This is a genomic window from Micrococcaceae bacterium Sec5.8 (genome assembly GCA_039636775.1).
Classification (GTDB): Bacteria; Actinomycetota; Actinomycetes; order Actinomycetales; family Micrococcaceae; genus Arthrobacter.
The window spans coordinates 1,058,553-1,078,984 of record CP143429.1 but is presented as its reverse complement, the minus strand read 5'-3'; the positions used below and the strand labels follow the sequence as shown (position 1 = coordinate 1,078,984).

13 protein-coding genes and 1 tRNA gene are annotated in these 20,432 nt (G+C 65.6%); all 14 read right to left on the bottom strand.

Features of this window, described 5'->3' with window-relative positions; translation table 11 throughout:
• Positions 1 to 10: 10 nt before the first annotated feature.
• The 14 genes from VUN84_04930 to VUN84_04865 all read right to left on the bottom strand — a co-directional run bounded on the left by VUN84_04930 (position 11) and on the right by VUN84_04865 (position 20,338).
• Positions 11 to 1,393 carry an O-antigen ligase family protein gene (locus tag VUN84_04930; GenBank protein XAS65018.1) on the bottom strand — a complete coding sequence of 461 codons (1,383 nt, stop codon included), beginning with the start codon at positions 1,391 to 1,393 and terminating at the stop codon, positions 11 to 13.
• Positions 1,390 to 2,931 carry a hypothetical protein gene (locus VUN84_04925; protein XAS65017.1) on the bottom strand — a complete coding sequence of 514 codons (1,542 nt, stop codon included), beginning with the start codon at positions 2,929 to 2,931 and terminating at the stop codon, positions 1,390 to 1,392. Before VUN84_04925 ends, VUN84_04930 begins: the two co-directional genes overlap by 4 nt.
• A gap of 44 nt (positions 2,932 to 2,975) precedes the next feature.
• Positions 2,976 to 4,328, bottom strand: coding sequence for a hypothetical protein (locus tag VUN84_04920; protein ID XAS65016.1), 1,353 nt, complete (start codon positions 4,326 to 4,328; stop codon positions 2,976 to 2,978).
• 5 nt (positions 4,329 to 4,333) lie between these two features.
• On the bottom strand, positions 4,334 to 5,137 hold the full coding sequence (locus VUN84_04915; GenBank protein XAS65015.1) for a WecB/TagA/CpsF family glycosyltransferase: 804 nt from the start codon (positions 5,135 to 5,137) through the stop codon (positions 4,334 to 4,336).
• 37 nt (positions 5,138 to 5,174) lie between these two features.
• A complete protein-coding gene (locus VUN84_04910) occupies positions 5,175 to 5,630 on the bottom strand; it encodes an adenylyltransferase/cytidyltransferase family protein (protein XAS65014.1) in 456 nt (151 codons plus the stop codon).
• A 57-nt stretch (positions 5,631 to 5,687) separates the two neighbouring features.
• On the bottom strand, positions 5,688 to 7,226 hold the full coding sequence (locus tag VUN84_04905; protein ID XAS65013.1) for a sugar transferase: 1,539 nt from the start codon (positions 7,224 to 7,226) through the stop codon (positions 5,688 to 5,690).
• Positions 7,227 to 7,942: 716 nt separating this feature from the next.
• Positions 7,943 to 10,648, bottom strand: a complete 2,706-nt coding sequence (locus tag VUN84_04900; protein ID XAS65012.1) for a LuxR C-terminal-related transcriptional regulator — start codon at positions 10,646 to 10,648, stop codon at positions 7,943 to 7,945.
• Positions 10,635 to 13,376, bottom strand: coding sequence for a LuxR C-terminal-related transcriptional regulator (locus tag VUN84_04895; protein XAS65011.1), 2,742 nt, complete (start codon positions 13,374 to 13,376; stop codon positions 10,635 to 10,637). The genes VUN84_04900 and VUN84_04895 overlap by 14 nt, the downstream gene beginning before the upstream one ends.
• Positions 13,377 to 13,562: 186 nt before the next feature.
• The gene (gene pth / locus VUN84_04890) at positions 13,563 to 14,150 is read right to left on the bottom strand and encodes an aminoacyl-tRNA hydrolase (GenBank protein ID XAS65010.1); all 588 of its coding nucleotides are present in this window, start codon (positions 14,148 to 14,150) and stop codon (positions 13,563 to 13,565) included.
• 103 nt (positions 14,151 to 14,253) lie between these two features.
• Positions 14,254 to 14,856 carry a 50S ribosomal protein L25/general stress protein Ctc gene (locus VUN84_04885; GenBank protein XAS65009.1) on the bottom strand — a complete coding sequence of 201 codons (603 nt, stop codon included), beginning with the start codon at positions 14,854 to 14,856 and terminating at the stop codon, positions 14,254 to 14,256.
• Positions 14,857 to 15,103: 247 nt separating this feature from the next.
• A complete protein-coding gene (locus VUN84_04880; protein XAS65008.1) occupies positions 15,104 to 16,084 on the bottom strand; it encodes a ribose-phosphate diphosphokinase in 981 nt (326 codons plus the stop codon).
• A gap of 5 nt (positions 16,085 to 16,089) precedes the next feature.
• Entirely contained in the window at positions 16,090 to 17,580 is a 1,491-nt protein-coding gene (gene glmU / locus VUN84_04875; protein ID XAS65007.1) for a bifunctional UDP-N-acetylglucosamine diphosphorylase/glucosamine-1-phosphate N-acetyltransferase GlmU, read from the bottom strand.
• A 208-nt stretch (positions 17,581 to 17,788) separates the two neighbouring features.
• A tRNA-Gln gene (locus VUN84_04870) sits at positions 17,789 to 17,860 on the bottom strand.
• 648 nt (positions 17,861 to 18,508) lie between these two features.
• Positions 18,509 to 20,338 (bottom strand): ABC-F family ATP-binding cassette domain-containing protein, encoded by a 1,830-nt coding sequence (locus VUN84_04865; GenBank protein XAS65006.1) that lies wholly within the window; start codon positions 20,336 to 20,338, stop codon positions 18,509 to 18,511.
• Positions 20,339 to 20,432: the final 94 nt, after the last annotated feature.

The following is a 20,432-nucleotide window of genomic DNA, read 5'->3' as shown; positions in this document are numbered from 1 at the left end:
CGTACCTCTCTTAGATGGTCTCGGGCTGCGTGGAAGACCGGCGCAACCGATGGCTAATTTGTGGCTGCCGGACCTGTCGGACCGCAGATTGGTCCCGCTTATCAGCCCTGTCCACTGCACTGATCAGGACTGCAACGAGAACCAGGAGCGTCATCGAGGAGAAGTCGCAGAGACCGCTCTCGTTGACGGAGGCAACCAGGACGTACGTCATGAGGAACCCGGCGAACGTCCGGGCGGAATATCCGGGCGTTCTGAGGGCGTACACCGACGCTGCTAGGACAGCCAGCGCAACGAGCGCGGCCCCCACCGCCCCGGTCTCCCAGAAACTGTCGAGCCAACTGTTGTCAATCGGCACCACGTTGATATCGCCCTGTCCACGGCGGAGGAGGATGCGCTTGTCCCCCAAACCGTGGCCAAACCAGAACAGCTGCGGATCGTAGGGTCGGCTGAGGATGAAATCCCACGCCGCGGTGCGGCCGCTCAGCTTCTGTAGTTGCTCGCTGTCCTGGCCCCGCATCGCCCAGTCAATGATTCCGGGAAGGAAGGGCAGGGCCAGGGCGAGGGATCCCCCCACTAAGGCGAGGCCGCGGCGTCCGGCCGGTGACTTCATCGCAGCTCCGAAAGCGACGAGGAGCCCCAGCACCAAGGCCAGCGCCGCCGTGCGCGTGTGGCTAAAGACGACGAGGGCAGTTCCGACAACGATGGCGGGGATCAGGGCGGGGAGGCCAATCTTCCGCTGCGCCCACAGGATCGCCGTCAAGCCCACCAGTACGGCGCCTATTTCCCCGACCCGGGGAGCCATCATTGGCAGGAAAGCCCCCACCAGACGGGCCGACTGGAAGGGCTTTCCCTCCTGCCAGGCCAACTGTGGCGAAAGGAAAACTCCGGCAACAACTGTTAGTGCCAGGCCGGCGTAAGCCACCGTGTTTGCGTAAACAATGAGCTGGAAGCGCCCGCGCACGACTGACCAGAGCAAAACCGGCACCATCAGAGCCAGAACGAGCCGGGTGCCGCGCAGCATGGCCTGCAGCGCGTCCGGCTGGAAGGCTGAAGAGATCACCACGTACGTGCCGTAAAGCAGATACAGTGCCAGGGGTGCCGGGATCCGCAGTGCTGCCCTCGGCGGCAGCACCAGAAGGAGGGCAACGACGCACAGCATCAGCGCGGCCCCCTTGAGGGCGCTGCTGCTGCTGCTGTCTCCCCCCACGGCGGGGTCCACCCGGGACCAGGGCTGCACTGTGAGCAGCAGCAGTCCCAGGACGAGAACGAGCACGATAAGGGCTGTCCCGTTGGTGAGCCGGCCGGCCCTGGCCCATGGTTCAGGTACTGGAGCGTCCGGGAAGTTCCCTTCAAAGATTCGGCCTGGACCGGTTGCGGCCCGGAGCGTATTCATGACTTTGTCCCCGCCGTCGTGGGCAACTTAGGGTCCGTTTCGGCGGTCGGCATCTCGGAGCGCAGGGCCCGGCTGGAACCGGTCCGCTCGGTGCCGGCTTTCCGTGCTTTCAGGGACCCTGACCGGGTGCCGGAACGATGCTGTCGTCCTCCACCCTTGGCCTGATCGGCAACGAGGATTGCCACAACTGGCAGATTGGCCGCGTTGAGTTCAGCCACGGCCCGTTCCAGATTCTGGACCCGGTCCTTCCCCAGCTGCACCGTCAGGACAGTGGGACCGGAGAAACCCGCAGGCAGGCCGTTGTGGGTTCCGCCGGCCTCGAGGTGCGGACCGGTTGCCAGCAGCAGCAGATCGTATGTTCCGGTTGGCGACGGGGTGGTGCCGAAAACGGCTGACGCTTCACATCCGATGTCACTGTTGACACTTGCGAGCTCGCGACCGGACAGCGCACACAGAGGTGTGTAACTCTCCCTCATGCCAAGGAGATGGGCGATATCGGCCCCGGTTTCCTTGGAGAGGGCGGCGACCGCCACGGAGCCCAGGCTCCCATGCCCACCTGCTGCCAAGTCCAGCAGCACGGCTGCGCCGAGCGTAGTGGGCGTCAGCGGCCTGACTGCCACCTGCTCCGAGGACATTCCGAGCATCGTGGTCGACTTCTGCACGGAACGGAACACCAACTCACCGGCCCCGCTGCGCTGTTGACCGCCCAGTTCGAAGATCTCAGTGAGCCCGGTGGCCCGCACGATGTCCCGACGGTCCATGATCCGGTCGCTGATTTGCCGGCGACCGACAGCAAAAGCCACGCCGCCCAGCAGGCCCACAGCGAGCCCGAGGAGGATGAACATCAGCATCGAGGGTGACGCATCCACGTTCGCTGAGCTGCCGGGGCGAAGCACTGAACCGCCGCCGTTGAAGTTCTTTACAGCGTCATCGAGTGCAGCCGCTGTCGATTCCGCACTGATCGCTGCGTGTTCGAATCCTTCCTTTTTGGTGAGGATGCTCGCGGCGAAGCCGGCGTTGGATGCCTGGGCGCTGGCAAGAGGATCGGCGAGCGAAGCCGCCGAGGCGAGTGCGTCCTTGGCGGCTGCGTGAGCCCGCTCCGCGAGGATGCTCATGTCAGCACGGCCGATGTCGGCCCGGTACTGCAGGAATGCGGCGGCGACAGCATTGACGTTCTCCGACGCTTCTTGCGGGGTCGACCCGACCGCCGAGACCGCGAAGGAATTATCTGTTGTTGCTGTTGCCTTGACGCTGGACCGGAGCGAAGACGAACCCCGTTCATCAAGACGTAAGGCTTGAGCGGCCACGTCCACAATGGTCGGGCTCGCTATGATGCGCGCCTGCGTTTCAGCAGGCAGCTCCAGGCCAAGTGCACCCGCCTTGGCGATTGCCGGTTGCGATGCAACTTCCACTGGAAGCGAGTAATTTCCGGTGACCAGCTCTGCACGCGCCGTGTAGGTGACGGGGTTGCGTAACGCTATTCCCGCACCGGCAAGTCCACCGATCAGTGTGAAGGCAACGATGATATGCCAGTGCATTCTGAGCAGTTGCTTGGCTCCATGCCAAACGGACCACGATTCGTTCATCGGGGACCCCCAACCTCTCCGGCTTGAGACCGTCCCGCCGTGCGGCGGGCAAAGTCAGACTTCGCAGTCTTGAATGGATACTGCGCCATGACATTTCTGAACTGCAGGTACCAGAGCACCGCGTTGAAAGCGGCAGCCAGGGCGAGCCCCCAGGCTGCCCCCTGAACTCCCGCGACGGCCGCCCCCGCGACCGAGAGGATGACAACCAGAGACGAGGTCGCCATCCGGGTCCACATGCTTCTTTTGGCGGCTCCCATGCCGCGCAAACCAACAGCCGCGCCCGTCTTTGCTCCGTTGAACACCTGGACGAGGAACAGGGGAAGCACCAGCACTGAAGCCGTCAACCAGCCGCGCCCGACGAGCCCGGCACCCCAGGATGCCGGCAGAAGCAAGACGGCGAGCCCCCAGAGGAGAGCCCCGCACGCCACGACCAGGGAAAACACCGATGTGACGCGCAAAAATCGCGAGCGTCCAAAGGCGAGGGCTCGGGCAGCCTCTGGCACCGCGACGACACCAAGTCCCTGGACCAACACGTTGACCGGACCCAGCAGAACAAGAGCCAATTTCATTTCGCCCACTGCCGAGAGCCCGACAAAGCCGCCAATCGCGAAAAACACAATCTGTTGGGCACCATTGATGGCTACGCCTTCAACGAGGAAGGGTGCCCAGAGCCCACGTTGGGAGTTCAGCCAGGCATTGATCAGGCGGATTCCCGGTACCACCCGGCACTGGAAACATCCGACAATGGCAGCCACGGTAGCCGCGGCGCCCCAGGCAAGGATTAACGTGGCTGAGTTGGCATTGCCGGAGAGGATAACGCCAGCGAAGGCCGGTGCCATGAGTGCGGCCCACAGCAGATCGTTATTGAAGGCGGACCGTCCGCGCCCCGCCCCAAAGAGGATCTGGCGGACGCTGTCCTGAACCAGCAGCCCCGGGAGGCTGACACCCAAGCAGACAGCCAGTGACCGGTACTCCTCCGTCAGCATCTGGCTGAGCACCAATGCCATCGCTAGAAAGGCAACCCCGGTCAGGAGAGCCACTCCGGTGACAGCGGCCCGGGCCCGATGAAGGTCCTCCGGCTCGCCAATGACGAACCTGACGGCGAAGGGTTCCGTTGCAAGAGCCCTGGAGATCCCCAGGATGAAGCAGTAGGCGGAGAAGGCCAGTGCATAGGCGCCGAAATCCGAAACGCTGACGGACCTGGCCACGAGGATTCCAACTGCGAAGTTGGTCATGCTGCTGAGGGCCTGGTCTCCGAGCCCCCAGCCGACTCGTTTCACCGCCCCGGCGTGCCACGACCGGGCGCGGCGCCCTCTGACCTGGCCGGGCGCAGCATCGGCTCTTGTCATGACTCTCACGTAGATTCCACGAGCTTCGGTGCACTGCGGCACAGCGCCAAAGCAAAGACGGGGACGTTGCGGGTGTAGCGCTTCCACAAGCGGCCGGGTTCCTGCGCAAAGCGGAATGCCCATTCGAGGCCGTTCCGCTGCATCCAGAGAGGCGCCCGGCTGACTCGCCCGGCGTGCATATCAAAAGCGCCACCGACGCCGATCAACAGCGGCGCGTTGAGGCGGCCGCGGTAGTGGTCCATCCAGCTCTCCTGCTTGGGTGCACCCAGCCCGACCCAGACGATCTTGGCGCCCGAATCGTTGATTTCCTGAGTCAAAGCCGTTTCCTCGTCCGGAGTTAGCTCGCGGAAGGGAGGGGACTGGCATCCGGCAACCTGGAGCCCGGGGATGGTCCGGCTGAAATTTGCGATCATTTCTTCCGCGACGTGTGGCGCACCGCCCAAAAAGTACGACGACCATCCGCGCTCGGCGGCGGCCTTCAGGAGCGCCGGCATCAGGTCAGGCCCGCACACCCGGCCCATCCAGTCAGCACCTGCGCTCTTGCCGGCCCACACCAGGGGCACACCGTCCGGAACAGTCATAGTGGACGCGTTAAAGATCCGGCGGAGTTCCGGGTCACGGCGTGCGTGAAGCAACGCGTTGACGTCCGTGACGCAGACGTAGCCCCGACGCCCATCGCCGATGTGGCGAATCAGGCGGTCCAGGGCCTGCGGCATATTCACCGCGCTTATGCGGATGCCCAAGATGTCCACGCGCAGGGTCGATGACAGGAGACCCCCGCCATGCCCGGAATGTGAAGTTGAGACCATGTAAATTTTCCCCCTCGGAAAATGTGCAACCAGGCAGCTAAGCGAAGTTTGCTGTCGTGTTTCCTTGTTCGGACTCCAAAATCTGTCCCAGCGCGCGGCGCAAAACCGTGCTGGAGGTATGCATCGTGTAGGGGAAGTAGACGACTTCCACTCCGATACTCGAGAGTTGTTGTTCGAGCGAGATCCCTTTCTCCGTGCCCCGCCAGTCGTCGCCCTTGAAGAAAACGTCAAAAGGGGTGTCCCGCCAGGTGTCGAGGCGGCTGGGATGGACCTCGGCCACCGCTTCGTCCACGTACCGGATGTTCCGAACGATTTCGAGCCGTTCAGCCAGCGGTACAACGGGCGCCCGGCCTTTGGTCGCCAGCAGCAGCTCATCCGAGACCACGCCGGCGATGAGGAAGTCACAGCGTTGCCGGGCCTGGGCCAGGAGATTGAGGTGCCCGACGTGGAAGAGGTCGAAAGCTCCGGCTGCGTAGCCAATGCGAGTGTTCAATGGGGTGTCCTTACTACCTGGGGCTGTCGGTGGGGAGCTTGAGCCGGTGCTGGCCGTTCAGTAAGCGCCGACGGGTTTGATCATCTGCAGCGCGGTGCGCCAGATGATGATGAGGTCCCCGGCCAGGGACCAGTTCTCGACGTAGTACAGGTCCAGCCGGATGCTGTCCTGCCAGTTCAGTTCCGACCGGCCGTTTGTCTGCCACATCCCCGTGAGTCCGGGCTTGATGTAGAGCCGGCGGTGTGCCCGGTTCTTGTAGCCATCGACCTCGCGCTGAAGCGGTGGCCGGGGTCCGACCAGGCTCATATCCCCCTTGAGAATGTTCCAAAATTGCGGGAGCTCATCCAGGGAGTATTTGCGCATCCAGCGACCGACCTCTGTCACCCGGGGGTCGTGCTGCATTTTGAAGAGCACCCCGGACCCCTCGTTTTGATCCAGCAGCCCGGCGAGGTCGTCCTCGGCGGATTCCACCATGGACCGGAACTTGACCATCAGGAACTTCTTGCCGGCCTTGCCGACACGCTCCTGGCGGAACAACACCTTGCCGGGGCTGTCGCGCTTGATCAGGATCGCCAGCGCCAGGAAGACCGGAAGCAAAATGAGCAGGGCGGAGGCGGAAGCCACGACGTCAAAGACGCGCTTCAGGGTGTGGCGGGCCCCGGTGTACTGCGGAAGCTCGACGTGCATGAGTGGCAAGCCCTCGACCGGACGTGCATGAATCCGGGGGCCCGCCACGTTGGTCAGCCCGGTGGTGAGGATCAGTTCGGTGGACGACTCCTCCAATTGCCAGCCAAGTTCCTGGATGTACTTGCCACCGCCTTTGCCTGGGCCGGCCACGATCACTGCATCAGCGCCGAGCTCGCGGACCGCGTCCACAATTGACCCGGATTCCTGCACAACGGGAACTGCGCGCCGCCCAAGGCTCAGCCATTTCATCCCGGGGTTTCCGGTCAAGCAGACACCGACGACGCGATAGGCGGCACCGGACTTCTTCTCAATCTGGTTGACGACGTAGCTCACGTCTTTGGGCTTTCCGAGCACCAAAACCTGTGAAAGGTAGTGCCCCTTGGTGCGCTGTCGGCTGAGCCAGCGGCGAAGCGCCCATCGGGAGGCAATGAGGCCTGCCATTCCTAAGGGGAAGGCCAAGGCAAAGTAACTACGGGCGATGTCCACTTGGAACAAAAGGCACAGCATGGCGAGGACGCCCAGCAGTGCCACGGTGGCACTCACCACCCGTTTGTACTCGTCAACGCCGATTCCGACGATTCGGGCGTCGCGCGTCCGGTATGTCCCGAGCGCCACCATCCAGGCCACCGCTATCAGGAGGGAGACCTGGAAGTATCCGAGGCTGAACCTGCCCACCGCCACTTGGACGTCATCGAGCCCGAACCTCGCTACCTGGGCCGTCAGGGTAACCGAGAAAATGACGCACACATCGTTGATAGCCAGCACACGGCGGTACTTGTTGCTCCAACGCGTTCCCTCCCCGACGACACGTGCCCGGTGTTGCAGCGGCCGTGAGGCTGCAACCCGGGGGAAGCCGACTGCGCCTGCGGCAAGGACAGGACCCGCGGCGGAGTCACGAACGGCGGTCACGGGCGCACCCAGGCGCGGAAGGCAACGCCGTCCCCGGCAGAAGGCAAAACTGAAGGAAGTGACGTGCGCATTTCGAGACCCAATTCGTGGCCGTAGCGATTAATGACTGATTGCTATCGCAAACTTATGGGCCGGGCACGAGGGGCACACGAGTACATTCCACCTATCTTCCCGGCCCTGTCATGGTGTTCGGCCGGGTGGACTACCCGCCGGAGTTGCCGCCTGCGCGTGGCCGCTACGTGCCGCTTCCGGCGGACTACCCGAAAATCACCTTGCATCGCCCCGTTTGGGGAAGGCGCTCCCCACTCGTCAGGGCGTGGTTTAGCCGGCAACGGGCCTGGCCGCGGGGACTGCACCTGCGGGCATCCTTACGGTTTACGGCAGGGTCAGGGGTTTGCTGGCAGGCATCGGAAACTGCCGGAATTCCTTGCAAACGGGGGCCGAACCGCCCCGTCCAACGCCCACAGTCCGGAACCACGCCGGCACCCCGTCCCGAGCATCACTGGCCGTGGGGGCGTGCCGACGACGCCCGCCGATTGGCCAGGCAGGGCCTCGAACCACCTCTTGTGGCAGCGGCGGCGCTCATTAGCGGGTGCCGGCACCCGTTGCCGACCGGTCCACCGAGTTCCGCGGCTACCCGTTTTGCGGGACCCAACGTTCCGCGGCTACCTGTTTTCCCAGGTTGCGGTCTACCGGGCTACTCGGCTCCGTGCGGATCAGCTGCCGGCGATGCCCGGCAGCTGATCCCGGCCTTTAACGCTGAGCTTGGCGTAGCTTCGGTAAAGGTGCCCTTCGACAGTCCGGATAGACACTTGCAGCTCGGCGGCGATCTGGCGGTCGCTGAGGCCGCGCACCGCCAGCGCTACGATGTCGCGCTCACGCCGGGTCAGCAGACCAAGCGCGCCGGACTCCGGTTCCGGCTCCAGGCCGGTGACGTTGTCTGCCCTGGCCAGGCAGCGCTTCCGCTGGGACAGTGCCATGCGCTCGCGCATGCTGTCACCGGCCGCTTTGTATCCGTTCGCGGCGGCGTCATAGGCGAGGGCCGCAAAGCCCCACAGTTCGGCGGCTTCGCAGTTTTTGCCGGCTTCCAGGTGGTCTGCGGCCTGGTCGGTGTCGACGGCGAATGCGAAGGAACAGATAGCGGCGGCCCTGGGGCCCTCCAGCTGGGGCTGCAGCTCCAGCAGTCTGCCGGCCGCATCCCGGTCTCCCAAGGCAAGGCAGAACACCAGCGCGTCGAATTCCAGGCCCGGGGTAGACCCATCACCGTGCGGCCGGCCGAGCGCGCGGAGCTCGGTCACGGCGCCGGGGTAATGGCCAAGCCGCGCCTTTCCGTAGACGACTGCCATCTGCGAGAGAACGCGCAGGTAGCGTGACACCGCCCGCGGCGCGGTTTCGTAGTCGGCCAGGAAAGCTGCCGCCCTGTCCTTGGCGCCGGCGTCAGCGGCAGCTGCGAAAGCCATGGACGCGGTCAGGGCGAAGAGCTGTTGGGGGTCCGCGAGCCGCAGTGACTCGAGGGCGGCGCTGAGGGTGCCCAAGGCCTGGCCGGTTTTGCCCTGGTACAGCAGGATGATGCCGTTCGCCGCGTGCACGCCCCCGCCGAATGAGATGAGGTGGGGCGCCTGTCCGGCGGCGACTCCGGACAGCAGAGCTTCGGCGCCCTGCCAGTCGCCGCCGTGGATGACAGCCGCCGCTGCCCGCGCCACGAGGAATTCCGCGAGGAAGTGGAGTTCGTCGTGGCCGGAGCCAGCGGTGTCCAAGGCCGCGGAGACCGCGGCGAAAGACTGGACTGACTTGCCCTGCACCAGAAGCTGCTCCGATGTCAGCGCCAGCCTGAAAGCGGCTTCGAAGGCGTTGGCAGGCGGGCCTGCCCCGTCCTTACCTTCCGCGCCCGAATCCTCCGGGTACTCCCCCGCCAGCGCATAAACCATCGCTTGCATGGTGGCATAACGTTCCCTGGTGGCCGCAAGAATGCCCTCAGCATCGTCCGGGTTCTTTCTGGCCAGCTCTTCCCCCGCTTCCAGGAGGGCCCGGGCGCGGGCCATGATGTCCGCAGGCGCGTGTCCAAGTGCGGCCTGCACGGCCGCCCACATCAATGTTCCCGTCAGCAGAACAGCCACGCTCAGCCCCTGCGCAAAGTCACCTTCCAGGATGTCGCGGGCCGCAGCGTAGTCCGCGGTGTTGAAGTAGGTCCGTGCTGTCACGGCCCGTGCGGCGACCTGCAATTCGGAGTCCTTGATCAGGGCGGCTGCCCTGCGGGCCAGCTCGTCCTGGTGCAGCCGGCTGGCCAGAACGGCCGCCCGCAACAACTGCCGGTCCTCAATGTCGGCGCCGCATTCAATCGACCAGCTGACTTGGCGCAGCAGGCCCTCGGCCGACGTCGGTTCGCTGTCCATCCGCCGCAGGAGGCTCTGGCGCAGCTGCAGGCTGCGGGCCGGAGAGATGAGGTTGCGCAGCGCATCGCCGTAGACCGGGTGCCACAGGCGCAACTGCGGATGCGGTGAGGGCGTGACGCGGATCATTTCATGCTCCAGGAGTGCCGCCACGGGGTCTTCGCCCACGGTGGACTCAATGAGTTCCCGGGACACCGGTTCGGACAAGGCGATCAGGTTCAGGGCCTGGCGCTCCGCCGGCGAGCGCCGGAGCAACTGCCGGCGCACTACCTCGGTCAGCCGATCACCGTGGCTTTCAAGCGGGCGCGTCAGCAGCCATACCTCGTTGTGTTTGCGCAGCGTGCCGTCGCTTTTCGCGTCCTCGATGAGGCCGTTGAGCAGCAAGGGGTTGCCCTCGGAAGCCTCCCAGAGGGTGTCGGCGACGCTGGGCAGCACCTGCGGTCCCAGCGCGCGAAGCAGAATGTCGTTCGTATGCTGACTGGTCAAGGGGCGGAGATCCAGGCGTTCCGCCAGGCCCTCAAACCACAGCTGGAGCAGCGGTTCAGGCAAACCGGGCCTGGTAGCGGAAGCCACCAGGAGTTTCGCCCAACCTGCGGCGGCGAGTTCCACCAGAATGCCGGCGGTCGACTCGTCGAGGTCGTGGGCGTCGTCGACGATAAGCAGCAACGGTTTTTCCGAACTCTGGCGTTCCTCCTCCAGACGGGCCCAGAAGGTCCTGAGTACCGCCAGTTGCGAGGTGGCCTCCTGCACAGGCAACCCGACGAGAAACGGACCCAGCACACCATACGGCACATTCGCCAGCGACGGGCTGCCATAGATCCGGACCGGCGTCACAGAGCTCTGCAGTTCGGCCGCGACGGCTTCCAAGAGGGTGGATTTTCCGATGCCGCTGTCCCCGAGCAGGAGGACAGCGACGTGGGTGGATCCCTGAATGGCCTCCACCGCCGAACGAAGGTCCTCCGACCGTCCGGTGAGGACCGTGGATTCCTCTGCTCCGTCGGGAGTGGCGGCGTGTTGTCTAGATGAGTCCAAGCAGATCACTTCGCGAGGAAACTCCAAGCTTGGTGAACACCTGGTACAGGTGCCCTTCCACGGTGCGGACGGATATGCCGACGGCCAGGGCTATGTCCTTGTTGGTGACGCCGTTGCCGGCGAGGGTGGCGATCTGCCGTTCCCTGTCAGTAAGCAGCGGCCCCTTGTTCCTGGGCGTGATCGGCAATGCCGGTAAAGACTCGGCGAGGCTCTCCAGCATGATGTGCGCGGCACTGGCCTTGCCGCTGAGCCCGGCTGCCTTGGCAAAGTCGAATGCGAGGGCAGCGCAGCGCGCCTGGACGGCGTCAAGTTCCAGGACCGCGGCCTGGGCCGCGGCTTCCAGCATGATGGCGGCGTCCTTTTTGCGGCTGCCCACGGCAACGGTCCGGGACAGCTCAGCGAGGGGACCCTGCCGCAGGGCCGCGATCTCCTCCAGGAATTCAAAGTCGTGGGTGTTGCCACTGACGGTGGCCCCGAGCATGAAGATGCCGGCCAGGGTGTACCGGTGCTCCTGGAAGTGTTCCTCGGCCGCCGCCACCAGCCTGGCCTTCGCCGCCGGATCGCCCAGCCACCGCGAGGCCATGTCCATGCAGAAGTCTGCTGAGCTGCGGATCGAGAACCTCGCCGGGACGTTGGCTGAGCGTGCCCGGTCCAGATAGACCGTGGCCTGAACCGAATTTCCGGTCTGCGCGTAGGCGAAGGCGGTCGCCGCGTAGGCCTGGCGCAACGAATGCAGGCTCGGCCTGACCTCAAGCTGCGCGATGGCTGCAAGGAGCGGGTCCAGGGCCATATAACCACGGCCCGCGTAGACGTAGGCGAGTCCAACGGCAAGGTCAGTGGACGCACTGCCGGTATGGAGTCCGTGCCCGGCCCGGCCGCTGGCGTCCTTGAGCATGTCGATGCTTTGGCGCCAGTGTCCGGAGAGCAGCAGTACGTTGACGGACCGCCAGGCATAGTTTTCCCGGATCCGCGGAACGTTGGACCACTCCCCCAGCTGATCGCCGATCTCGCCCAGCAGCGTGCGGGCCTCGCTTTCCTTTCCGGTCATGCACAGGGCTTCCATCAGGATGATGCCGGATCTGAGCCGGTGCACCGGGTTGACCTCGTCCAGGTCCGAAGACGCCGCCGCGGTCAGCCGGTCCATCATCGCCGCGTAGTTCCCGACGAAGGAGAGGTAGTTGTATTCGCAGAGGTCCAGGGACAGCCGGGAACGGGTGAGTTCCTCCGGCGACGTCAGCGACCGGATCCCGGGCTCTTCGAGATGCGCCCGGGCCCGCTTGATCAGGTCAGGGACCTGACCCGTCCGGTCGGAGAGCCAGGACATGCAGTCCACCTTGGCGGCGATCAGCTCTGCGTACGCTTCGGCGCCCAGTGCGCTGAGCTGGGCGTCGGAGACATCATCCAGGGCAGCCATCGCCTGCAGAGGCAGTCCCAGCTGCAGGTAAGCGGCGGACTTCTGTAGCTGCCCCTCGGTCCATTCGGGATCCTGCGGGCTCAGGTTTCCGGCGCATCTAAGCGCAAACTTCGGGTCGAAGAGCCGGACGGCGGCGGCGGCAGCTGCCACGGCGTGGGCGGACGACAGGGGCGCACCGCAGTCGTGGGTCCATGCTGCGTAGGCCAGCAGGTCCTCGACGGTCAACTCGTTCAGCTCGTCCTGCTGGTGGCCGGGGACCTTGTCCCGCAACTCCAGCCGGCGCTCCACGCTGAGCCAGTTGCGGACGATGTCGCCCAGATAGCGGTCACCGAGCGACACCAGGTGCCGGTCAGCCCGGTCAATGACGATCTGGCCCGCATCTTCCATATCCGCAATGACGCCGGGGCTGTACATCCGCGCGAGCCGGGCCAAGGGCAGGGTACGGGCACAGGACAGCACCTCGATCAGTTCACGTGCCACGGGTGTCTCCCGGGCGTACCGCGCCCGGACGATGTCCTCCAGGGCAGTTCGCCCGTCCAGGACCACTTCGTCGATCAAGGTCCAGACAGAGCCGGACAGCACGAGGTTGCCGCGTTCGATCTGTTCCGAGACCACAGCCTGCAGCAGTGTGGGGCTGCCGCCGACCAGATGGTGCAACTGGCTGGCGAGGGCACTTGAAACCCTGTAGCCCAGGGCCGCCTGAAGCACGTCCAGTGTTTCCACCTCCGTGAGGTTGGCGAGCCTGACCTCGGCCAGCTGCCCGGCGGTGATGAGCCGGTAGAAATCAGGCGGCAGGTCCGTGGTCCGCGGGACGGTGGCAACGAGCCGCGCGGTCCGGGTCTGCACAAGGTTCAGCAGGACGCCGGTGCTGAGCTCATCCAGTGTCCCCGCGTTGTCCAGAAAGATGACGCACTTTCGTCCGGCGGCGTCATCGTGGAGCAGGGAGGTAATGCCTTGCAGAATGGCCGTCGGCGAGCCGAGGGAACTCTGCGGCAGGCGGGCAAGAGTGAAGGCCAGGCAGCCGTAGGGGGTCGCTGAACCCGGTCCCGCGCTGCGCAACTGGAGGGTATGGACGTCGGGTCCGAGGCCCGCGATGACGGCGCGGCCCACCTGGGTTTTGCCCACTCCGCGGTCACCGGTGATGACGACGCCCACATGCTCGTCGGAGAGCAGGGCACTGCGGACGAGGTCGGCGTCGGCAGTGCGCGCGAGACCTGACCACCTGTGCCGGTCCAAAGTACCGGTTACAGGTTCTTGTTCGGCGGGTGCCAATGTAGTGGAAACATTCCCCCAGCCCAGCGATTCCCTCGACATCTAATTTCCTTCGTACCGCTTTGCGGACAGCAAGTCTGACATCGTCCGCTTAGCAGTAGCGTATCCCTATCCCCCGACATGAGAGTAGGGCGATCATATCCGCAATTCAGGAAGCGTGGAAGTATTTCAGGAGCCGGCGCGCTGGGTGCCTTGGCAAGCTCCGGACGAGGTCCGCGGGCGCTCCGGCTATGGGGCTTTCGTCGGGTGGAACTGCTGCTGCGCCGCCTGGAGGCCATTGCGGACCAGGGCCTCCACGGCGTCGGCGGCGGCGTCGATCAGGAAGGGCAGCTCTTTTTTCTCGGTGCCGGAGAAATCCTTCAACACAAAATCCGCTGTGTCCATCCTTCCCGGCGGCCGTCCGACGCCGACCCGGACCCGCAGATAATCCTTCGTGGCGAGGGCCTTGGAGATGTCCCGCAACCCGTTGTGTCCACCTTCGCCGCCCCCCAGTTTCAGCTTCACTGTATTAAAGGGAATGTCGATTTCGTCGTGCACGGCGATGACCCGGCCCGGCGCGATGTCGTAGAACCTGGCAAGCGCCGAGACCGGGCCGCCGGAGACGTTCATATAGCACAACGGTTTGGCCAGCACTACCCGCGGGCCGCCAACGCCCAGCCGCCCTTCCAGGACCTGGGCACGGGACTTGTGCGACTTGAAGCCGCCCCCTGTCCGCGAGGCGAGCTCGTCGAGCACCATTTGCCCCACGTTGTGCCGGTTGTGGGCATACTCCGCCCCCGGGTTGCCAAGGCCGGCGATCAGCCACGTCTCTGTCATGGGTCAGTCCTTCGGTAAGCGGGCCGGCAGCGGGGTGGCGTTGCCCGGGGAAACGACGGTGGCCGGGCCCCAAAGGGACCCGGCCACCGGAAAAGCGCCGGAACTACTCGGCTGCGTCCGAGACCGAAGAACCTGCGGTGACGTCAGCGGATGCTTCGTCCTCGGAGACCTCGGTGGCCTCGGAGATGTGCACGACGAGGGCCTCAGCGTCGGCCAGCAGGACCGAACCCGTCGGCAGGACCAGGTCCGCGGCGTGGATGTGCTCGCCGGCGGTACGGCCTTCGATGCTGACCTCGATGCCGGTCGGCAGGTGGGTTGCCTCGGCTTCGAGGGACACGACGGTCATTTCCTGGTTGAACACGTTGCCCGGAGCCAGCTCGCCGGTCACGTGAACGGGAACGTCAACGGTGACCTTTTCGCCGGTGCGGACGGTCAAGAGGTCGAGGTGCTCGATGATCTGCTTGATCGGGTCGCGCTGGATGTCCTTGACCAGGGCCAGGTGCTTTTCGCCGTTGATGTCCAGGGTGAGCAGGGCGTTGGCAACACGGACGGCCAGCGTGGTGGCCTTGGCCGGAAGGGTGATGTGGATCGGCTCGGCGCCGTGGCCGTAGATGACGGCCGGGATCAGGTTGGCCATGCGGGCGCGGCGGGCGAAGCCCTTGCCGAATTCGGTGCGTACTTCTGCTGCGAGCTTCTGCTCAGACATGGATATCTCCTGGTGGGGTTTCAAGCGGTGGGACTGGACGGTCATCAGCAAGGGCGGAGGTCTGTTTACGACCTTCAACGCCGGCTGCCGTGCAGCTGAGCTTCAGAAGGAGATTCAGACCCAGTCGATAACGGACAGTTCCGGGTTCCGTGGCAACGGATCACCGGCGCTCTCCCTCGCCAAGGTTTCACTACAAGGCTACCAGTGCGGGCACGGATTCGTAAAAACGTGCCCGCACGGTGCCTGGCTAGGCGTTGCCGTCGAACAAACTGGTGACCGAACCGTCGTCGAACACTTCACGGATGGCGCGGGCGATCAGCGGGGCGATGGAGAGCACCGTGAGCTGCGGGAAGCGCTTGCTGGCTTCAATCGGCAGGGTGTTGGTGACCACAACCTCGCGGGCGCCGGACTCGGAGAGCCGCTGGGCTGCGGGGTCGGAGAAGACGGCGTGCGTCGCAGCGATGATGACATCCTTGGCGCCGGCGTTCTTGAGAACCTGGACGGCACCGGAAATGGTGCCGCCGGTGTCGATCATGTCATCGATCAGGACGCAGGTCCGGCCCTCGACCTGGCCCACGACGGTCTTGGACACGGCCTGGTTTGGAACGGTGAGGTCGCGGCTCTTGTGCACGAACGCCAGCGGCGCGCCGCCCAGGCGCTCGGCCCACTGTTCGGCGACCCGGACGCGGCCGGTGTCCGGGGACACCACCGTGACGTCGTCGGCGCCGACGCGGGTGCGGATATAGTCCGCGAGCAGCGGGATGGCCATGAGGTGGTCCACCGGGCCGTCGAAGAAGCCCTGGATCTGCGAGGTGTGCAGGTCCACGCTCATGATCCGGTCGGCACCGGCGGTCTTGTACAGGTCAGCGATCAGGCGCGCGGAGATGGGCTCGCGGCCGCGGCCCTTCTTGTCCTGGCGGGCGTACGGGTAGAACGGCGACACCACGGTGATGCGTTTGGCGGAGGCCCGCTTGAGCGAATCGATCATGATGAGCTGTTCCATCAGCCAGTTGTTCAGCGGGGCCGGGTGGGCCTGGATGACGAAGGCATCGGTGCCCCGGACACTTTCGCCGGCCCGGACGTAGATCTCACCGTTGGCGAAGTCGTAGGCATCCAGGGGCAGCAGCTCGGTTCCGAGCTCCTTGGCGATCTCCTTCGCCAGCTCAGGATGCGCGCGCCCAGCGGCAAGCACCAGCTTCTTCTCGCCGCGTGCCGTAATTTCGCTCATTATTGCTAGCCCTCTTCTGTAGATGCCGGAGTACTGGAGGAAGTTGTGGTGGCGCCGGCGGCCTCGGCCAGGGACGCGGACACCGATCCCGGCCGGTTCGCGAGGACCCAGTTCTCGGCGTTTTGCTGCTTCGCCAGGGACAAGACCAGGGCGCCGGGCGGGACGTCGCGGCGGATCACCGCGCCGGCGCCGCTGTAGGCGCCGTCGCCGACCTGGACGGGCGCAACAAAGACGGTGTTGGAGCCGGTGCGCACGCCCGAGCCGATGACCGTGCGGTGCTTCGTCTCGCCGTCGTAGTTCGCGGTGATGTTGCCGCAGCCGATGTTGGTGTCCTCGCCGATCTCGGCGTCGCCGGCGTAGCCGAGGTGGGAGAGCTTGGAACCGCGGCCGATGGTGACGTTCTTGGTTTCGTAGAAAGCGCCGATCTTGCCGGTCTCACCAAGCACCGTGCCGGGGCGCAGATAGGTGAAGGGCCCCACGCTCGCGCGGGCGCCGATACTCGAGCCGGAACCGTGGGTGCGGACTACAGTGGCACCCTCACCCACCTGCACATCGGTGAGGGTCGTGTCGGGTCCGACGACGGCGTTGCGCGCCACGGTGGTGCTGCCGTGGAGCTGGATGTTGGGCAGCAGCCGGACGTCCTCGTCGAGGGTGACGGTCGCATCGATCCAGGTGGTGGCGGGGTCAACGACGCTGACACCGGCGCGCATCCAGGCCTCGACGGTGCGCCGGTTGAGTTCGGCGCCGAGGGCCGAGAGCTGGACCCTGTCGTTGGCGCCTTCGACCTGCCAGCGGTCTTCGGTCACGACGGCGGCGACGCGGCCTCCCGCTGCCCGGGCGAGGCCCAGCACATCCGTGAGGTACATCTCACCCTGGGCGTTGTCGGTGGTGACGTGGGCCAGTGCATCACGGAGCACGGCGGCGTCGAAGGCATAAATGCCGGAGTTGATTTCGCGGATTCCACGCTCCGCGTCTGTGGCGTCTTTGTGCTCCCGGATCCCGGTGACGGTACCGTCGGCGGCACGCAGGATGCGGCCGTAGCCGGTGGCGTCATCGAGGACGGCGGTGAGGACGGTGACGGCATTGCGGTCAGTCTCGTGGCTGGCGACGAGTTCGGCCAGCAGCCCGCCCGTCAGCAGGGGGACGTCTCCGTAGGTGACCACGACAGTTCCGCTGAGCCGGCTGTCGGAGTGCAGCGCGTCGAGGGCCGCGAGGGCGGCTTCGACGGCACGGCCGGTGCCGGGGACCTCGTCCTGGTCGACGATCAGGGCCGCAGGGTCGACGGCGCCGATGTGGGCGGCCACGAGGTCGCGTTCGTGCCGGACGACCAGAGCCAGCTCCTGCGGGCGGATGGTGCGGGCAGCATGCAATGCGTGGCCGACAAGGGACCGACCGCCGATTTCGTGGAGAATTTTAGGGGTACGGGATTTCATCCGGGTACCGGCACCTGCAGCTAGGACGATGACGGCGGCTGGGCCGGTGTTCTCGGGGCTCACGTACGGGCTCTCCTTGCTCAATGGCTTAGCTCATGCCACTCTCTGGTGGATCCGGGCGCCCCGCGGCTGGGGCCCGGAAGTGAACCCGGGTGCCGGATCCGCGCGGCCGGGCCGGACCAGAATCCGGTCGCGGCGCCAGATTCATCTTACTGGACTCCCGCGGGGCCCCGGCTTCCCGGGCCTTGCCGGGCAACCCGACCCACCACTGTTCCGCCCATAGGACTCGAACCTATACTCCACGGCTCCAAAGGCCGGGGTGCTGCCATTACACCAGGGCGGACCGTGCCAAGGCGCTGAGCCTGCGGCACGAGAATCAATTCTGCCACACTGCGTTGCCCCTCCGTGCGGGCGCCACGTCGGCGGCCTTGGCAGTGTCCTCGCCGGCACCTGCTCTGCGGCGGATCCGCTGCAGCGAACGGCCTGCCGTGGAGGGCCTGTCGTGGGTGTATATGGGTGGATGCTTATGGGTGGATGCTGCCCAGTGGATGCTGCCCACGGCGCCGCGGGACATGCCCGCTTCCGGCCGCGAGCAATGGACATAAACCCACTATGTCCACTGCCCGCGTGCACCACTGAGCATGCCCGTCGGGATTGACCTGGCACACCGGACATGTCCATCGCTGGGACCGCCCCAGTCTCCGACGTCCGTTGGCGGCAGCTGACTAAGCCCCAAGCGCCGCAGGACATGCCCTCTTCCGGCCGCGAGCAATGGACATAAACCCACTATGTCCACTGCCCGCGTGCACCACTGAGCATGTCCGGTGGACTCCCAGGCGACCAAGGGACATGCCCACTGCCCGCGTGCACCACTGAGCATGTCCGGTGGAAACCAAGCCGCCCGATGGACATATCCGCTGAGCGCCTGCACAGATGGGCATGCCCGACACGGCGGCCTGCGAGTGGGCATGTCCCCCGGGACCGGGCGGGCTTACTCCCCGAGGACCTCGAGCGCTCCCAGCCATTCAAGTTCAAGGCCTTCGCGCTCGACTGCGAGGTCCTTGAGCTTTTTATTGAGCCCGGCGAGATCGCCCACGGCGGAGGCGTCGGCGGCCGTCGCGGTCATCTGGGCGTGGATCTTGTCTTCCTGCTGCTTGAGCTTGCCCAGCTGGCGGTCGATCCTGTTCTTGGCCTTGCGGGCGTCCCGCTTCTCGGCCTCCGACGGTCCGTCCGCTGCGGCGGCAGAGGTGCCGCTGGCAGCGGTGACGGGATTACCGCCGCCGGTGATGGTGGAACCGGCCAGGGCCCCTTCGCGCAATTCAAGGTACTGGTCGACGCCGCGGGGCAGGGCACGGATCTTGCCGTCACCCAGGAGGGCCATCTGGTGGTCCGTGACGCGTTCGAGCAGGTAGCGGTCGTGACTGACGACGACGAGGGTGCCCGGCCAGCCGTCAAGCACGTCTTCGACGGCGGCCAGGGTGTCGGTGTCGAGATCATTGGTGGGCTCATCGAGCATCAGCACGTTGGGCTCTCCCACGAGCAGGCGCAGGAGCTGGAGGCGGCGGCGTTCCCCGCCGGAGAGGTCCTTAACCGGGGTCCACTGCTTCTCGTTGGTGAATCCCAGCTGCTCCACGAGCTGGCCGGCGGTGAATTCCTTGCCGCCGACGTTGAACGAGCGCTTTTCGCGTTCGATTACTTCGATGACCCGCAGGTCCGAGACGTCGTCGAGTTCCTTGACCTCCTGGGTCAGCACCGCGGTGACCACCGTCTTGCCGCGCTTCACAGTTCCCGAGGAGGGCTGGATTTCGCCGTTAAGGAGCTTCAGGAGTGTGGTCTTGCCGGCGCCGTTGACGCCGACGAGACCCAACCGTTCACCGGGGGCGAGCCGCAAAATGATGTTGTCGAAGAGTTTCTGTCCCGGGTCGCCGCCCAGGAAGTCGAGGGAGACGTTTTCAAGGTCCAGAACGTCCTTGCCAAGCCGGGCCGTGGCCATCTTGCTCAGTGCCGTCGAGTCACGCGGTTCGGGGACGTCCGCGATCAGGGCGTTGGCCGCCTCGATCCGGAACTTCGGCTTCGCGGTGCGGGCAGGAGCGCCGCGCCGGAGCCATGCGAGCTCCTTCTTCACGAGCTGCTGGCGCTTGCTTTCGACCACGGACGCGGAGCGGTCGCGCTCGGCGCGGGCCAGCACGTACGCCGCGTAGCCGCCGTCGAACGGGTCCATGATGCCGTCGTGGATTTCCCAGGTCTTGGTACAGACCTCATCGAGGAACCACCGGTCGTGGGTGACCACGAGGAAAGCACCCTGGTTGGGCCGCCAGCGGGTTTTGAGGTGCCGGGACAGCCACGCAACGCCTTCGACGTCGAGGTGGTTGGTCGGCTCGTCCAGCATGATGACGTCGTGGTCCTCGATGAGCAGCTTCGCCAGCGCCACGCGCCGCTTCTGCCCGCCGGAGAGGGCATGGACGTTCGCGTGCCAGTCGACGTCGGACACGAGTCCGCCCATGACCTCGCGGATCTGCGGATTGCGGGCCCATTCATAATCGGCCTGGTCACCGACGATCGCGGCGCCGACGGTGAGGTCGCCGTCGAGCACGTCGCTCTGGTCCAGGTAGCCGATGTTGACCTCGCTGCGTTTGGTCACGCGGCCGGTGTCGGGGGTGGAGCGCATCGCCAGCAGCCGCATGAGGGTCGACTTGCCGTCGCCGTTGCGGCCCACCATCCCGATCCGGTCGCCCTCTTCCAGGCCGAGGGTAATGCCGTCGAGGACGGTGCGGGTTGCGTACGAGACCGTGAGGTTTTCGCCGCCGAGCAGGTGTGCCACGGGGAACTGCTTTCCTAGAGGTAACTAATGTCGAGCAACGTCTTTTTTAGGCCGGGCCCGATGGGGCCGGGCCGGTGCGCCGCGCTGATGACGG

What these genes read in the sequence shown, in the direction of transcription:
- VUN84_04930 (XAS65018.1), bottom strand. Translation starts at nt 1,393, where the DNA reads ATGAATACGCTCCGGGCCGCAACCGGTCCAGGCCGAATCTTTGAAGGG.
- VUN84_04920 (XAS65016.1), bottom strand. Translation starts at nt 4,328, where the DNA reads ATGACAAGAGCCGATGCTGCGCCCGGCCAGGTCAGAGGGCGCCGCGCC.
- VUN84_04895 (XAS65011.1), bottom strand. Translation starts at nt 13,376, where the DNA reads ATGTCGAGGGAATCGCTGGGCTGGGGGAATGTTTCCACTACATTGGCA.
- VUN84_04915 (XAS65015.1), bottom strand. Translation starts at nt 5,137, where the DNA reads ATGGTCTCAACTTCACATTCCGGGCATGGCGGGGGTCTCCTGTCATCG.
- VUN84_04925 (XAS65017.1), bottom strand. Translation starts at nt 2,931, where the DNA reads ATGCACTGGCATATCATCGTTGCCTTCACACTGATCGGTGGACTTGCC.
- VUN84_04885 (XAS65009.1), bottom strand. Translation starts at nt 14,856, where the DNA reads ATGTCTGAGCAGAAGCTCGCAGCAGAAGTACGCACCGAATTCGGCAAG.
- VUN84_04880 (XAS65008.1), bottom strand. Translation starts at nt 16,084, where the DNA reads ATGAGCGAAATTACGGCACGCGGCGAGAAGAAGCTGGTGCTTGCCGCT.
- pth (XAS65010.1), bottom strand. Translation starts at nt 14,150, where the DNA reads ATGACAGAGACGTGGCTGATCGCCGGCCTTGGCAACCCGGGGGCGGAG.